Here is a 17,482-nt window from a genome sequence, read left to right as displayed (position 1 = left end):
TTATGAACCCAACACACGATTTAGAACTATACGGTTTAAAAGATGTAACCGTACATTGGAATTTATCTCCTGAGGAATTGCAGAAAATTACAATTGAGAAAGGAATGGGTAAGGAGACGTTAAACGGAACCCTAGCTATTAATACGGGAAAGTTCACTGGACGTTCACCCCAAGATAGATTTTTAGTAAAAGATGATTATACCGCTGATAAAGTATGGTGGGGAAAAACCAACAAACCTATCAGTACAGAAAACTTTAACAGATTAAAGAGTGAAGTATTAAACTACCTCTCTGGTAAAGAAATTTTCGCGAGAGATGGATATGTATGTGCGGACCCAGAATTTAGAACCAATATTAGAACAGTGACTGAATATCCCTGGTCTAACATGTTTGTTTACAATATGTTCTTAAGACCAAGCGAAAAAGAGTTGGAAAACTTCAAAGAGGATTGGTTAATTCTTTGTGCACCAGGTTATGAATGCCCCGATCCTAAGGGGTATGGCATCCGTCAAGGTAATTTTTCAATTTTAAACTTTACCGACAAAATTGCATTGGTAGGTGGTTCTGCCTATACAGGAGAAATGAAAAAAGGTATTTTCTCTGCACTAAACTTAATTTTACCAACTGAAAGAGATGTATTACCAATGCACTGTTCTGCAAATGTTGGCAAAAAAGGAGATACTGCTATCTTCTTTGGTTTGTCAGGAACTGGTAAAACCACCCTTTCCGCAGATCCAGACAGAAAATTAATTGGTGATGACGAACATGGATGGACTAAGGATAATACCATCTTTAATTTTGAAGGTGGATGTTACGCCAAAGTTATTGATCTTACTGAAGAAAAAGAGCCAGACATCTATAGAGCGATTAAACCAGGAGCAATTCTTGAAAATGTAGTATTTAAAGATAACGGAGAAGTTGATTTTGAGGATAGTAGCATTACACAAAATACGCGTGTAAGTTATCCAATATATCATATTGAGAATATTCAGGAAACACTTTACGCTAATAATCCAAAAAACATTTTCTTTTTAACTTGTGATGCCTTTGGTGTTTTACCTCCAGTATCTAAGTTAACTCCAGGACAGGCTGCCTACCACTTTATTTCTGGTTACACTGCAAAAGTAGCTGGAACAGAAGCTGGAATTACCGAGCCCGTACCATCATTCTCCGCTTGTTTTGGTGAACCATTCATGCCTTTACATCCAACAGTTTATGGTGAAATGCTAAGCAAAAAAATGCAAGAAGCTGGCGTAAATGTATGGTTGATTAACACTGGATGGAGTGCTGGCCCTTACGGCGTAGGCTCTCGTATAAAATTGAAGTACACAAGGGCAATGATTACCGCTATTCTTAATGGTGATTTAGATGATGTAGACTACGAGCAAAACTTTATTTTTGGCTTATATATGCCTAAATACTGCCCTGGTGTCCCATCAGAATTGCTAGATCCGATGAATACTTGGCTACAAAAAGGAGCTTATGTTGGAAAAGCTATTCAGTTAGCACACTCTTTCCATTTAAACTTTGAGAAGTTTGCAAGGGAAGCATCGCAACAAATTATTGAAGGTGGACCACTAATTGATGAGCATCATCACTTACACGAACACTTTTAATAATGTTCTTATTAAAACCGTAAAAGGGGCACTTCATTGTGCTCCTTTTATCTTTTATAAACTTTTGATACTAGTAATTTATATTTAAAAACAGTCATTTAGTTCCACTGCCATTTGCTGCTGCAGGTCTTGGGCTTTATGCGCAGCAGCCGTTGCAAAATCCTCTTTATTGGAAGCATAAATAATTCCTCGGGAAGAATTGATTAACAATCCAACAGTATCATTCATACCATATTTGCAAACATCTTGAAGATTTCCTCCTTGTGCTCCAACCCCAGGAACCAATAAAAAACTATCTGGAACAATCTGTCTTATTTCAGCTAGAAATTCGGCTTTTGTGGCACCAACAACGTACATCAAATTTTCAGAATTTGTCCATGTTTTGGATACCTCAAGCACTTCTTTATACAATTCTTGATTGTTCACAGATAATGTTTGAAAATCAAAAGCACCTATGTTAGAGGTTAAAGCCAACATAATAGTATGCTTATCTTCAAATGCCAAAAAAGGCTCTACTGAGTCTTTACCCATATATGGTGCAACAGTAACGGAATCAAACTGTAAATCCTCAAAAAAAGCTTTAGCATACATAGTACTTGTGTTGCCAATGTCTCCGCGTTTAGCATCAGCTATAGTAAAAATGTTTGGGTGGTTTTCATTTAAGTAATTAATGGTTTTCTCTAATGCCCTCCATCCTTTTAAACCATAAGCCTCATAAAATGCAGTATTCGGTTTATAAGCCACACATAAATGATGTGTTGCATCAATAATTTCTTTATTAAATTCAAAAATCGGATCTTCTTTCTGCAATAGATGCTGTGGAATTTTATCTAAATCTACATCTAATCCAATACATAGAAAGGATTGCTTTTTTTTAATTTCTGAAATGAGATGGTTTGTTGTCATTTAAATCACGTCGTCACTAGCCTTCAATTTCTCTGTATTTTCAGCCAATTGTAATTCATCAATTATTTTTTGAATATCGCCATTCACAATATTCTGAAGGTCGTAAAGGGTTAACCCGATACGATGGTCGGTTACACGTCCCTGAGGATAATTATACGTTCTAATTTTAGCACTTCTATCTCCTGATGACACCATACTTCCACGTTTTGCTGCATCTTCTTCTTGTTTCTTAGCCAACTCTAAATCGTATAAACGAGAACGTAATACTTTAAAAGCCTTCTCTTTATTTTTATGTTGCGATTTTTGATCCTGACATTGCGCTACCAAACCTGTTGGCTCATGGGTTAAACGCACCGCGGAATATGTGGTATTAACCGATTGTCCGCCAGGTCCTGAAGAACAGAAATAATCAATACGTACATCTTTTGGATCTATCTCTACATCAAACTCCTCTGCTTCAGGAAACACCATAACAGTTGCCGCACTTGTATGTACACGTCCTTGTGTTTCGGTTTGCGGTACACGCTGTACCCGATGTACACCAGCTTCAAACTTTAAAGTACCGTAAACATCATCACCTGTTACTTCAAACTGTATTTCCTTAAAGCCTCCATTGGTACCTTCACTAAAATCTACAGTACTTACATTCCAGCCTTTACCTTCGCAATATTTGGTATACATTCTAAATAAATCTCCAGCAAAAATACTTGCCTCGTCTCCCCCAGTGCCTGCGCGTAACTCAACCACTGCGTTTTTGGCATCTTCAGGGTCTTTCGGAATGAGCAATACTTTTATTTCTTCTTCAAGTTTTGGAATACCCTCCTTAGCTTCATCATATTGCATTTTTGCCATTTCTACCATTTCTGGGTCGCTTCCATCTGCTATTATTTCCTCGGCTTCATTTAAATTGTTTGTCAATTCAATATAAGCCTCGCGCTTATCCATTAAAAGTTTTAAATCCTTATATTCTCTAGTTAGTTGCACATAACGTTTCTGGTCAGAAATAATATCTGGTTGAATGATTAAATCATTCACTTCATCAAAACGCTGCTTTACTATCTGTAACTTATCTAACATCTGCTCTATTCAAATTAGTCATCAAAAATACGATAATTTATGAATTATAATCTATTGAAACCTCACCATGTCACTACCAAATAAAAATAATCTAAAAGTTTATACGTTAGTACTGTTACTATGCAGCAGTTTTCATCAATCTTTCTGTTTTACAGACCTTTTTTCATATGGTCATATGGGATAAATTTCGTGTTGATGCTTTTGGGATTTCAAATAGTCGCATTGTTCTTAGTGAAAATTTTTCTTGTTCTTTTTTTATGGTATTTCATCACTGAAACAAGTGCAAAACGCAAGTTGGTTTTTTACAAAAACTTAGGAATTTCTACTTTCAAATTATTTGCTTTATTTTTTGTTATGGATGTATTGTTAAGTCTACCTTTTCTTCTAATCCTCAAGGCTTTTGTATAAAAAAAGGAAGCCCGAAAGCCTCCTTTTTAAATCAGGTTTAAATATTTATATTATCCACATTTTGAAGAACCACAATCACTGCATGTTAAGCACCCTTCTTGATAAATTAAGTTTGTAGATTTACAGTTGGTGCATGATTGTCCCTTAGCCTTTGTACCATCTTCGATATAACGCTTTAATGCTCTAGCAACACCATTTTTCCAAGTGTTTATAGACTCGCTATCTAACTGTAAACTATTGATTAAATCTACAATTTTATCAATTGGCATACCATGTCTTAGCGTACTGGAAATTAGTTTTGCATAGTTCCAGAACTCTGGATCAAACTTATGGGATAAGCCCTCTATAGTGGTTTTATAACCTCTGGTATTCTTATATTGAAAATCATAACGTGATGTACCGTCTTCATTTCTGTTTTTGATAATTAATCCGTTATTTACCCAACGCGGAATCAAAATACCATCTTCATCATCGGCTAAACCTGTAAAAATTTCATAGGGTTTTTCATCCACCAAACCTATAAAGGCAATCCATTTTTCTTTATTATTTTGAAAACGAACCACATCAGCTTCCAATGTTTGCGGACGCTTATTTGGAAAAACTGTCAAAGTATTTTGAGACTCATCCTCTTTCTTTTCGTCAGTTGAAATTAAAACCCCTGAACGCGAACCATCACGATACACTGTAACACCTTTACAGCCTACTTCCCAGGCTTTGATGTACAAATCACCTACCAAATCTTCGCTAACATCGTTTGGCAAGTTAATAGTTACACTAATAGAATGGTCCACCCATTTTTGAATAGCTCCCTGCATGCTCACCTTACTCAACCAATCTACGTCATTAGAGGTAGCACCGTAATATGGCGATTGTTTTACCAGATCGTCCAATTCTTCCTGCGAGAAGTTTTTAGAAACATCTATACCGTTCACCTCCATCCATTGCTTGAATTTATGGTGAAATACCACATATTCCTCCCAAGAGTCTCCTACTTCATCAACAAAATCTACACGTACATCTTTATCGTTCGGATTTACTTTTCGTCTTCTTTTATACACTGGTAAAAACACAGGTTCAATTCCAGAAGTGGTTTGCGTCATTAAACTGGTAGTTCCTGTTGGTGCAATGGTTAACAGTGCAATATTTCTTCTACCATATTCCATCATTTCGTAATACAGCTGACTATCAGCTTCCTTAATACGTAAAACGAAAGGATTATCCTTTTCCCTATCAGAATCATAAATTGAAAAAGCGCCACGCTCTTTCGCTAGGTTTACAGAACCTCTGTATGCCTCAAGCGCAATAGTTTTATGCAACTCTACTGAAAATGCATTACCTTCCTCACTACCATAGCGCAATCCAAGCGCTGCCAACATATCTCCTTCCGCAGTAATACCTATTCCTGTTCTGCGTCCTTCGTGAGCTTTCTTTCTAATATTTAACCACAAATTACGCTCTACAGATTTTACCTCATCACTTTCTGGATCTTCATCAATTTTTTTTAGAATCACATCAATTTTCTCCAATTCTAAATCGATAATATCATCCATAATACGCTGTGCGTACCTCACATGCTCCTTAAATAAATCAAAATTGAATTTTGCATGCTCCGTAAATGGTTGATCAACATACGAAAACAAATTGATTGCCAATAAACGGCAAGAATCATAAGGACATAGTGGAATTTCACCACAAGGGTTGGTAGACACTGTTTTATAGCCTAAATCTGCATAACAATCTGGTACAGATTCGTTTGCAATAGTATCCCAAAACAAAATTCCAGGTTCGGCAGATTTCCATGCGTTATGTACTATTTTTTTCCAAAGTCCATTAGCTTCAATCGTCTTTGAAAATTTAGGAGCCTCACTAAATACAGGATATTTTTGTACATATTCTGAGCCGGCTTTTACAGCGCTCATAAAATTGTCATCGATTCTAACGGAAACATTAGCTCCGGTAACCTTACCAGCTTCTAACTTGGCATCAATAAAATCTTCTGCATCTGGATGATTGATAGAAATAGATAACATTAAAGCCCCTCTTCTACCATCTTGCGCCACCTCTCGTGTAGAGTTTGAATAGCGTTCCATAAAAGGCACAATGCCTGTTGATGTTAAGGCTGAATTTTTAACCATAGAGCCTTTTGGACGCACATGGGATAAATCGTGACCAACACCGCCACGACGTTTCATCAATTGCACTTGTTCTTGGTCTATTTTCATGATTCCCCCATAAGAATCGGACTCACCACTGTTACCGATAACGAAACAATTTGAAAGCGATGCGATTTGATAAGGATTACCAATTCCTGCCATGGGACTCCCCTGAGGCACTATATATTTAAAACCTTTAATTAAGTCGTAAACTTGTTTTTCGTTAAGAGGATTGGCATATTTTTTTTCAACACGAGCAATTTCTTTTGCGATACGCTTATGCATATCATCAGGAGATAATTCAAATAAATTGCCTTCTGAATCCTTTAGGGCATATTTATTAATCCAAACGCGTGCAGCTAAATCGTCGTTTTTAAAGTACTTTAATGAAGCTTCAAAAGCTTCGTCTTGGGTGTAAGATTTTTGATGAGGGGTGGTTTTCACATTCATTGTAGTTCTATGGTTTTAATAAAATTGATGGATCAACTAAGAAACCGTAAAACAACAAAAATTATTTCATTTTAGACATGACAAAAATCATAAAGTTTACAATGAAAAACACTTAAATAATTGATTATCAAATATTTAATTATTTATCAACATAAAAAAGTTAACAAATTTTTAAATCTATAAGTTTTTAAATTTTAGAAATCAACTGCGAAGCCAATACCTAAAAACTGTTTCCATTGCACCCTTGCTCCTGCTTCATCAAACTCTCCTTCCACAGTTGTAGATGGCTCTAAAGTTTTTACATCATCGTCGTATCTTAAATGTGATTCTAAGGTTGCTCTTACGAAGTTATTTACTTTGAAATCAAAATTTACCCTCCAGTCTACATCCACATTACCAAAGTTATTGATGTAATCCGTATATACGCTTAACAAGTTGGTCGCCTTTATGTTTTTAGCAAGCTCCAAAGCATAGCTATTAGTCATTAAAATACCAACTTCCCTTCTGATATTACTGCCTTCCCTAATAAGGTTTCCATTCTCGTCAAAAACTGCGGGGTCCACCCCAAAAGACCCAGCATTTGCTAAATCTTGATCTAATACAAACGTTGCTTTAAGTGTTAAGGGAGAAGCATAAAACGATAATTCTTCAATGTTTTTACCATATTCCATACCGCCACCAAAAAACAAGTATCCTGGTGCCATTAATCTAGAAATTGGGTTATCCGTATCAGGGTATTTATACCCATTGGTAATTTGTGTTTTAAAATTGAAGCGTGCTGAATAGAACCACTTAGAGTCTTGAGTAGGCTGATACCCTAAATTTGAAGTTATTTCAAAAATATCATCAGTCTTTCGCAGCTCCCGGCTTTCTTGTTTATTTACACCATATCCTAAACGAACGCCATTGTTCCAAAAGAAAAATTTGTCTTTATAGTTTGCTGTATATTGATAGCCCAATAAGGCAGAAATAGAATTAGTACCACCTGCATTCCAATTGGTAAAACTCACCTGACTTATATCTACACTGGCCTTTTGTTTCTGCTTCCATTGCGGGCCATCATAAACTTTTTTTTCTTTAATGTAAAGCGAATCGGGTTGGGAAAAAGATAATTGGATAACAAAAACAGTGAGGGCTGTTAAGAATCTTTTCATGGTTTGTTAGTTTTGATTGAAACTCATTTAATCAAAAATCATTCCAGAGCATTGGTTTGGAAGATTTTTATGAGTATATAAACTTACCATACTCGCTTTTTATTGTGAGCGATTTTTTTTCTGAAGCCTCCACTCTACCAATTATTTGGGCATTTACATTGAAAGTTTTAGAAATCTCAATAATGTCATTTGCTATTTCTGACGATACATATAATTCCATTCTGTGTCCACAATTAAACACTTGGTACATTTCCTTCCAATCAGTTTTAGATTGCTCCTGAATAAGTTTGAATAAAGGAGGAATAGGAAACATATTGTCCTTTACAATATGCAAATCATCAATAAAATGAAGGATCTTTGTTTGTGCGCCTCCTGAACAGTGTACCATACCATGGACCGTATCACTTTTGTATTTTGATAGTATTTCTTTAATAATTGGTGCATAAGTGCGTGTTGGGGACAATACGAGCTTACCAGCATCAATTGGGGCGTTTTCAACGTCATCAGTTAATTTAATTTGTCCTGAATACACTAAGTCCTCTGGAACCGCAGCATCAAAACTTTCAGGATATTTTTCGACTAAATATTTATGAAATACATCATGGCGGGCAGAAGTTAAACCATTACTACCCATGCCACCGTTATATGCCGTTTCGTAACTAGCTTGCCCAAAAGATGCCAAACCAACAATAACATCGCCTACTTTAATATTAGCATTATCGATCACATCGCTGCGTTTCATTCTTGCTGTTACGGTTGAGTCCACGATTATAGTACGCACCAAATCACCAACATCTGCAGTTTCACCACCGGTTGAATGAATGGTAACACCAAAAGACTTTAAATCTTCTATTAGCTCTTCTGTACCATTAATAATTGCAGAAATTACTTCTCCTGGGATTATATTTTTATTCCGCCCAATAGTTGAAGATAGCATGATATTATCAGTTGCACCCACACATAATAAATCATCAATATTCATAATTAAGGCATCTTGAGCAATACCTTTCCAAACGGAAACATCTCCCGTTTCTTTCCAATACATATAGGCTAAAGATGATTTTGTACCCGCGCCGTCAGCATGCATAATTAGGCAATAGTCTTCATCACCAGTTAAATAATCAGGTACAATTTTACAAAATGCCTTCGGAAACAGGCCTTTGTCTATATTTTTAATGGCGTTGTGCACATCTTCCTTTGAAGCTGAAACTCCTCGTTGTGCATAGCGTTTTGATACTTCTTGGCTCATATAACTTTAGTATGCTACAAAGAAAAGGAATATTTTAAAGATTTATGGTTTTTAAGGTAATTATGAAAAGGGATTTATTAACGCGTTTTTAACCGAAGAAGCGAGTGTTGTGATTGCTCAACATCACTTGACTTTGTAAAAATTTTCACCTATCTTCGTTTAACATCCGATATAGTTCATTAAAACGGAACCATATCTCCACATTAGCAATAATATTAAAATTGTATTTTGGTGTTCTAATCCAAACTTAATTATGAAAAAATATCTTGTTATTATTCTTGTGTTAATTATAACTTCATGTAAGTCAAGTTCAAATCCTCCATCAATTGAAATCATTGCTGAAGACTATGTAAAATTGGTTTTAGAAATTGGACAATATGATAATGCCTTTGTTGATGCTTATTTTGGTCCAGAAGAATGGAAACCAATAGAACCAAAATCTGAAACATTACCTCTAGATAGTTTTGTACAACGTGCCAATACATTGATAAGTCAATGTGATGAATTACTTGTTTCAGATAACCCAAATTTGGAAATTGCCCGCATTAACATGCTTAAAAAACAACTAATTGCTGTTAGAACGAAAACCGAAATGATAGGTGGTAAGACATTTCCATTTGATGAAGAGGCTAAATTACTTTTTGACGCAGTACCTCCACATTTCTCGTTATCTCATTTCGATGAACTATTAGGTGAATTAGATAGTCTTCTACCTGGCGATGGAGATTTGCCTACCAGATACAATAATTTTATGGCTGAATTTATTATTCCAAAAGATAAGCTCGATACGGTTTTTAGAGTTGCTATAAACGAATCTAGAAAAATTACAAAACACTATTTTGAATTACCAGAAAACGAAAATTTTGTTCTGGAATATGTAACTGATAAGGTTTGGGGTGGCTATAATTATTATCAAGGTAATGCTCAAAGTCTGATACAAATAAATACTGATTTTCCTATTTATATAAGCAGAGCTATAGATTTAGGCAGTCATGAAGGTTATCCTGGGCACCATATTTATATGATGCTTACAGAGCAAAATCTAGTAAATACAAAAGGTTGGATGGAATATTCAGTCTATCCTTTATTTTCGCCATTCTCACTTATTTCAGAAGGCAGTGCGAATTATGGCATTGATGTTGTTTTCCCTGGTGATAAAAGGATAGATTTCGAAAAGGAATATCTGTTCCCACTTGCTAGAATAGATACAAGTAAAGCCGAAATATTTTACGCAGTACAAGATGTAATGAGTAAATTAAATTATGCAAGAAATGAGACAGCAAGAGCCTACCTTAATGGAGATCTCTCACGTGAGAATGCCATAAAGCAAATTGAAAAATATAGTCTTTTTACACCAAAAAAAGCAGAGCAAAGCGTGCGTTTTATTGAAGCAAACCGCAGTTATGTAATTAATTATAATTTAGGAAAAGATTTAGTTGCCAAGCACGTTGATATGCTAGGTGGTTCTTACAATAATCCTGAAAAACGTTGGGATATTTTTAAAGAACTATTAAGCAATCCTTATACTGCAAGTACCTTAAAGAAAGAATAAGCTAACCTATTAGGATAGTCTTTTCATAAATCGATTCTCTTGATAAATTATAGAATAATAAGTAAGATAAACTATTGCTAACACCGTATAAAATTAATTGCTAGTGCCAGCCTACTTACGAAAATCCTCGCGGATTTTCTATTCGGTTCGTATTTGCTAAATTAGGTGCTTTAACACGCAACTAATCTTATACAAATACGTTAAACGAACTTATGACCCGTCCTGAATAAAGGCTACATAATTTTAAACATCATGCTGATTTTCAAATAAAACATCAGGGATCAAAAGCATATCCAATTAATTAACCAATATGCAACAAAACTTAAAATCAAATAAAAAAGCATCTAAACCCCGTATAGCTTTAGATGCTTTTTAATCCAGTTTGAATAAGCAACATGACCTGACGTACTATTACATCTCATGGTACATGCTGCCTATCGAACCATAACTATTTAGCCTTTTTTTTCCAGGGCTTATAATTTTTGTATGCTGGTCCTTTTAATTTTTGTCTTTCACTTTTGCCTATTTCAACTACAGCCAACTCCTTTTTTGAGTCGTCTCTCCAAGGTTTATAATTTTTATAAGCGGGTCCTGTAACCTTTTCGGCTCTCTCAACGGTGTAAACAACCGTAGGTATGGTTTTGTGCTTCCAAGGTTTGTAGTTTTTGTAAGCAGGCCCTTTTAAATCACTTCTTTTAACAATTTTATCTTCTTGTGCAAATGCTCCGAGAGATATAAATAAACTTCCTAAAATTAATGCAATTTTTTTCATGATTAATTATTTTATGGTTCATGACAAAATTACGCACCAATACAGGCATTTCGAGCTATAAGAATGTACCGAATCTGTATCCGTATTTATACGGATATTGAAGATTATATGATGTTAAATCAAGTTGATTTTAGCAGCTTTCTTTATGAGTTCTGCAGTGTTTTTTACTTCTAGTTTTTTTAAGATGTTGGCTCTATGAGTTTCTATAGTTCTAGTACTCACAAATAGTTTAGCTGCTATTTCTTTGGTAGTTAACCCCTCTGATATTAACCCCAAAACTTCGGTCTCCTTATTTGATAAAAGATTTGCACTAACATTTTGGGTTGACATGAAATTTATCATTTTCTCTGAAATCTCAGCACTGAAATATTTTTTCCCTTTTTTTACCCTTCTTATGGCCAAAGTTAATTCATCTTCATCTGTATTTTTTAACAAGTAACCATAAGCACCACTTTTAGCACATTTAGCAATATAGTTACCATCACTGTGCATAGATATCACAATAGGCTTGATGTCTGAATTTAAAGCCTTCATCTTTTTCAAGACTTGAAATCCATCCATATTAGGCATAGTAATATCTAAAAGCACTATATCCACTGCCGCATCACTAGCTATAAAATCTAAAAACTCTTTGCCATCTGCTACACTTTTTACTATTTTTATATCGTCATGCTTCCCAAGTAATTCAGCTAATCCACTTCGGAAAAGCTCATGATCGTCTGCTATTACTAATTTAATCTCGCTCATAATTCTACGGGTAGTTCTATTTCGAAGGTTGTATTCTTTGGTTTAGAATTAATTTCAATTTTACCATTGCAAATCTCTACACGTTCTCTTACATTAATAATTCCAGAACCCAATTTTACGGTATCGATATCAAAACCGATACCATCATCGAAGTAAAAAAGAGATATAAAATCATCAAACTCTGAAAGCGTGATTCTAATATTTTGTGCTTGAGAATGTTTCAATGAATTATTAATCAATTCTTGACTTATTCTAAAAAGATTAATGCCTTGGTGGTTTGTTATTTTTGTTTCATCATGTTTAGTTAAATCTTCGTATTCTATATTAACTGTTGTTGATTTTTTTAAACTTTCAACAAAATTTGTTAGTGTATCGCCTATACCAAAATCATCTATTGAGGACGGCATCAGCGCATTAGACATTAGCCTTATTTCAGAAATAGTATCGTCAACTATTCGTTTCATCTCTGTTTTCTTATCCTCATTTTCAACCCTATTCTCTATATAATGTTTCAAAGACGTTAAGTATGGACCAATACCGTCATGAAGCTCTCTTGATAAGCGTCGTCTTTCATTTTCAAGCCCATCCACTAACATTCGTTTTGCCTGTATTCTGTTGTTTTCTTCATTGTTTCGAAACTCTATTAGCTTATCTCTCATGGCAATCAGACTTTTTCCCAACAGGTCATTGGAACTATTGGGCTGATAATCGGTATTTAAATTCATATTCCCAAGCGCATTGGAAAATTTTACCGCTCCCTGTAATGATGCTTTCAAATTAGCCAAAGCATCAAACATTTCCTTAATTTCATTAGAGTTTTTTGTAAACTCGTTGCTCTGGTTATAATCCCCATCTGCCATAACCTTTAAACTTTGCTGCATGTTGCGTATGGGATCGGTAATTATTTTTGTAAGAAATAGGGAGAGTACAACGGCAACCAATAGAATAACCAATGTTAATATAATAAGCCTTGATCTTAATTCTCCTAAGGGCTCCACAACCTCACTTACATCAATCTCAGAAAGAATAACTAGTTTAAGGTTAGAAATATTGATAATACTATATACGCTATATACATCTATACCACGATAATCCTCAAAAGCCCCCCTGCCATCTGCTCCATTTAGCGCATTAATTACACCCTCTGTTTTCACCAATATAGTATAAGGTGTTTTGTCCGGAAAAAAGCGAGATTGAGAACGCATCCTAAAATCTTCACCCACAATGTAGGATTCCCCACTCTTACCCATTCCAGTACGTTCTAATAAAATCTTTTTGATTTTATCGTATTCTAAAATCTTAATTATGGAGCCTTCCTTAGTATTCGACACAAAACCTATTGATGTTTCTTTGTTGATGTGATATGAAGTAAAATCATAAACGCCTTCGATATTCTGGATGCTATCTAAGGATATAAATGACGTCTTATCAAAATCTTTATCATCTATTTCAGAGGTTAGAAACTTATTCCATTCAGACTTTATTAAATTTTGAAGCTGAATTTGCTTGAGTGTCTTAATAGAGTTTAGCTGAAGTAAAATACGATCATTTAAAACTTTTGAAAACTGATTGTAGAATGAAAAAGACAATACTGCAACAACTAAGGCAATTAAGCTATTAATCAGAATTAGTATTAATGTTTTGATGTTCATTAAGAATCAGGATAAGATTTGACTTAGATTGCCACTAGTAATACTTCTATTAATTCTAGCGCGTAAAGAGCAATTCCCTATATTTTGTTAGTGGCCAAAGTTCGTCATCAACCAGTAATTCGAGCTTGTCACAATGGTAGCGTATTTCGGTTAAAAACGGTTTTACATTATCACAATAGGCTTCAGCTTTTTTAGTTGCATCCTCCAATATATTTGCCTTTTTACGGGCATTAATCATATTGGTAACATTCTTATTGATACCATCTATATGACCAGAAATAGCTTTGATAAGATTCATTTGCTCCTTGGCTAAATTGTCATAATCCTTATCAAAAATCTCTTTTAGGCCCTTAACATTGTCTATCAAAATGTTTTGGTACTTTACAGCGGTTGGCACTATATGATTTCTTGCAATATCCCCAAGTACCCTACTCTCAATTTGGATATGATTGATGTAAGCTTCGATTTCCACTTCATAACGCGCTTCGGCTTCAATTTTACTCATTACTCCCATTTCTTCAAATAGGCTTACGGTGCTTTTGTGTAGCTTTACCTTTAAAGCTTCAGGTGTGGTTTTATTATTACTCAACCCTCTCTTTTTAGCTTCTTTTTCCCATGCTTCGCCGTAGCCATTACCTTCAAACAAAATATCCCGGGAAGCCTTGATGTGCTCTCTCAAAACATTAAAAACTGCCTCGTCCTTTTTAAAGTTCTTTTTATCTATCAAAGCGTCTGCCTCTTCTTTAAATTCCTTTAGCTGTTTAGCTACAATAGTGTTTAAAACCATCATAGGGTTACCACAATTTTCCATCGAACCAACCGCCCTAAACTCAAATTTATTTCCTGTAAAAGCGAACGGAGACGTTCTGTTTCTATCAGTATTATCCAGTAATACATCAGGAATTTTACCAACAACATTTAGTTTTAAATCGGTTTTTTCTTGAGGTGATAATTTCCCTTTTGTTACACCTTCCAACTCCTGTAAAACCTTTGTTAATTGCTCTCCAATAAATACTGATATAATTGCAGGCGGTGCTTCATTTGCCCCCAACCTATGATCGTTACTTGCAGAGGCGATTGATGCTCTTAGCAATTCTTCATTTTCATACACCGCTTTTATGGTATTGATAAAAAAGGTTAAAAACTGAAGGTTGCCCATAGGAGTTTTTCCTGGTTTCAACAAATTAACGCCAGTATCAGTTGACAGCGACCAATTATTATGCTTACCCGAACCATTGATATTGGCAAAGGGTTTTTCGTGTAATAGTACTTTAAAATTATGGCGAGACGCAACACGCCCCATAACATCCATTAGTAAGGAATTGTGGTCTACTGCCAAATTCGCTTCTTCATGAATTGGTGCAATTTCAAATTGATTTGGAGCTACTTCGTTATGTCTTGTTTTGGCCGGTATCCCTAAAAGCATACATTGATTTTCTAAATCGCGCATAAAGTTTAATGCCCTATTGGGAATAGATCCAAAATAATGGTCATCCAATTGCTGTCCCTTAGCTGAAGAATGCCCTAGTAAAGTTCTGCCAGTTTGAGTAATATCTGGTCGGCACGCTGCAAGATTTTTATCAACCAAAAAATACTCTTGCTCCCAACCCATTGAACATGTCACCTTCTTTACATTTTTATCAAAATACTTACATACCTCAGTGGCCGCATCATCTACGGCGTGAAGTGCACGCAACAACGGCGTTTTATAATCTAAAGCTTCTCCAGTGTAGGCTACAAAAATAGTGGGTATACAAAGTGTGGTTTCATAAATAAAAGCAGGTGATGATGGATCCCAAGCGGTATACCCTCTTGCTTCAAACGTATTACGGATACCACCACTAGGAAAACTAGAGGCATCAGGTTCTTGCTGCACTAATTGACTGCCCCCAAATTTTTCAATGGCACCTCCATTTTCTAAAGTTTCAAAAAAAGCATCGTGCTTTTCTGCAGTTGTCCCTGTTAATGGCTGAAACCAATGGGTGTAATGTGTTACTCCTTTTGATAACGCCCAATCTTTCATAGAAGAGGCTACCTGGTCTGCTACATTTCTACTTATTTTTTTTCCGTCTTCTATGGCACTAATTACGCCGTTAAAAGCATCCCTCGTTAAATATTGACGCATTTTGTCTTCATTAAAAACATTAGCTCCAAATAACTCAGATCGCTTACCTTCTTCAACAAAAATTATGGGTTTATAGCTTATAGATTCTTTAAGTGCATGAAATCGTAAAATGGCCATTATTAAAGTCTGTTTAGTTTGTAAAAATTAAAATACAAAAATAATTGATTAGAAGGAACAAATAAATACAAACGCACTTTTTTACGGTTATCAATATTTCAATATTTATATAAAAAACTATAGTTTTTTTAAAATAAACCTTAAAAAAATGGGGTATAAATAAAAATAACATTAGCTTTTATGAAAACCACCCCTAATAATTTAAAGTAACTCAATAAAAAATTATATTTGTTCAAATTAATAAAAATATACATCAATAAATCAATAATTATGGCTAAAATTAAATTAGAATACCTTTGGTTAGATGGTTACAAGCCAACTCAAAATTTGAGAAGCAAAACCAAGGTAGAGGAGCACGAAAACTTTAAAGGTACATTAGAAGAGATAGGAAACTGGTCTTTTGACGGATCTTCAACGAGACAAGCTGAAGGTGGTTCTTCAGACTGTATTTTGAAGCCAGTAGCTATCTATCCAGACCCAGACAGAATTAACGGTTATTTAGTAATGACCGAAGTTTTGAATGCAGATGGAACTCCACACGAATCTAATGGTAGAGCTACAATTGATGATGATGATAACGATTTCTGGTTTGGTTTTGAGCAAGAGTATTTCATCATGGATACTGCAACTCAATTGCCTCTAGGATTCCCAGTAGGTGGTTATCCTGCACCTCAAGGTATGTATTACTGTTCTGTAGGTGGAAAAAACACGCATGGTAGAGATTTAGTTGAAGAGCATGCAGATTTATGTATTGAAGCGGGACTAAACTTTGAAGGTATCAACCAAGAAGTTGCTTGTGGACAGTGGGAATTCCAATTGTTTGCAAAAGGCGCCAAAAAAGCTGGTGACGAAATTTGGATTGCTAGATATTTATTAGACCGTTTAACTGAAAAGTATGGTTACTATATCGATTACCATCCAAAACCATTAGGAAAAGATATGGACTGGAATGGTTCTGGTATGCACGCAAACTTCTCAAACACAACATTGAGAACAGCTGGTAAAAAAGAAACTTACGAAGCTATTTGTGAAGCTTTCCGCCCAGTGGTAAAAGAGCATATTGAAGTTTATGGAGAGTTTAATGATCAACGTTTAACCGGTGAGCACGAAACTGCTGCAATTACTGATTTCTCTTACGGTGTTTCAGATAGAGGCGCTTCCATCCGTATCCCTGTTGCAACTGTAGAAAGCGGTTGGAAAGGTTGGTTAGAAGATAGAAGACCAGCTTCAAACGGTGATCCATACAAAATTGCAGGAAGAATTATTAAAACAGTTAAATCTGCTAAAATTTAATTCTTAATAAATTAGTTAAATCTTAAAAAACGCTTCAATCACTTGAAGCGTTTTTTGTTTTATGGCGCCTGCCTGCCGGTAGGCAGGTTACCCTGCGGGTCGGGCTTTCCACTAATAGTTTTGGCTCGATGCACGCCTCGCCAAAAGCTACCATTACAATCCCTAATGCACCATTCTGCAAATGCACTTACCTGCCCTATGGCACTTCTTT

The 17,482-nt window shown here is 35.3% G+C and carries 12 protein-coding genes; 3 read left to right on the top strand and 9 right to left on the bottom strand.

Features of this window, described 5'->3' with window-relative positions; translation table 11 throughout:
* The first annotated feature begins 2 nt into the window (after positions 1 to 2).
* Complete coding sequence (gene pckA, locus EYD45_RS00710; RefSeq protein ID WP_130962427.1) at positions 3 to 1,616, top strand: phosphoenolpyruvate carboxykinase (ATP); 1,614 nt, start codon at positions 3 to 5, stop codon at positions 1,614 to 1,616.
* A gap of 84 nt (positions 1,617 to 1,700) precedes the next feature.
* Here the strand turns inward: pckA and pyrF are convergent, their stop codons facing one another.
* The 5 genes from pyrF to EYD45_RS00685 form a co-directional block, all read right to left on the bottom strand.
* Positions 1,701 to 2,522: an orotidine-5'-phosphate decarboxylase gene (gene pyrF, locus EYD45_RS00705; RefSeq protein ID WP_130962426.1), complete on the bottom strand. Its 822-nt coding sequence runs from the start codon at positions 2,520 to 2,522 to the stop codon at positions 1,701 to 1,703.
* Positions 2,523 to 3,599: a peptide chain release factor 1 gene (gene prfA, locus EYD45_RS00700; protein WP_130962425.1), complete on the bottom strand. Its 1,077-nt coding sequence runs from the start codon at positions 3,597 to 3,599 to the stop codon at positions 2,523 to 2,525.
* Positions 3,600 to 4,057: 458 nt separating this feature from the next.
* Positions 4,058 to 6,610 carry an adenosylcobalamin-dependent ribonucleoside-diphosphate reductase gene (locus tag EYD45_RS00695; protein ID WP_130962424.1) on the bottom strand — a complete coding sequence of 851 codons (2,553 nt, stop codon included), beginning with the start codon at positions 6,608 to 6,610 and terminating at the stop codon, positions 4,058 to 4,060.
* Between the two features lie 194 nt (positions 6,611 to 6,804).
* Complete coding sequence (locus EYD45_RS00690) at positions 6,805 to 7,764, bottom strand: DUF3078 domain-containing protein (RefSeq protein WP_130962423.1); 960 nt, start codon at positions 7,762 to 7,764, stop codon at positions 6,805 to 6,807.
* A gap of 67 nt (positions 7,765 to 7,831) precedes the next feature.
* Positions 7,832 to 9,013 (bottom strand): AIR synthase related protein, encoded by a 1,182-nt coding sequence (locus EYD45_RS00685; protein WP_130962422.1) that lies wholly within the window; start codon positions 9,011 to 9,013, stop codon positions 7,832 to 7,834.
* Between the two features lie 253 nt (positions 9,014 to 9,266).
* Here EYD45_RS00685 and EYD45_RS00680 point away from each other — a divergent pair, with 253 nt between their 5' ends.
* A complete protein-coding gene (locus tag EYD45_RS00680) occupies positions 9,267 to 10,565 on the top strand; it encodes a hypothetical protein (RefSeq protein WP_207303278.1) in 1,299 nt (432 codons plus the stop codon).
* A 448-nt stretch (positions 10,566 to 11,013) separates the two neighbouring features.
* On the opposite strand, the gene EYD45_RS00675 is transcribed toward EYD45_RS00680, so the two are convergent.
* The 4 genes from EYD45_RS00675 to EYD45_RS00660 form a co-directional block, all read right to left on the bottom strand.
* Complete coding sequence (locus tag EYD45_RS00675) at positions 11,014 to 11,337, bottom strand: hypothetical protein (RefSeq protein ID WP_130962421.1); 324 nt, start codon at positions 11,335 to 11,337, stop codon at positions 11,014 to 11,016.
* 114 nt (positions 11,338 to 11,451) lie between these two features.
* A complete protein-coding gene (locus tag EYD45_RS00670; protein WP_130962420.1) occupies positions 11,452 to 12,084 on the bottom strand; it encodes a response regulator in 633 nt (210 codons plus the stop codon).
* Positions 12,081 to 13,736, bottom strand: coding sequence for a sensor histidine kinase (locus EYD45_RS00665; protein ID WP_130962419.1), 1,656 nt, complete (start codon positions 13,734 to 13,736; stop codon positions 12,081 to 12,083). Before EYD45_RS00665 ends, EYD45_RS00670 begins: the two co-directional genes overlap by 4 nt.
* 55 nt (positions 13,737 to 13,791) lie before the next feature.
* Positions 13,792 to 15,978 (bottom strand): glutamine synthetase III family protein, encoded by a 2,187-nt coding sequence (locus tag EYD45_RS00660; protein ID WP_130962418.1) that lies wholly within the window; start codon positions 15,976 to 15,978, stop codon positions 13,792 to 13,794.
* Between the two features lie 270 nt (positions 15,979 to 16,248).
* Between EYD45_RS00660 and EYD45_RS00655 the strand changes: the two genes are divergently transcribed.
* On the top strand, positions 16,249 to 17,271 hold the full coding sequence (locus tag EYD45_RS00655) for a glutamine synthetase beta-grasp domain-containing protein (RefSeq protein ID WP_130962417.1): 1,023 nt from the start codon (positions 16,249 to 16,251) through the stop codon (positions 17,269 to 17,271).
* Positions 17,272 to 17,482: the final 211 nt, after the last annotated feature.

Source organism: Hyunsoonleella flava (assembly GCF_004310325.1).
Classification (GTDB): Bacteria; Bacteroidota; Bacteroidia; order Flavobacteriales; family Flavobacteriaceae; genus Jejuia; species Jejuia flava.
The sequence above is the reverse complement of the archived record's forward strand: the minus strand, read 5'-3'. Positions and strand labels throughout refer to the sequence as shown.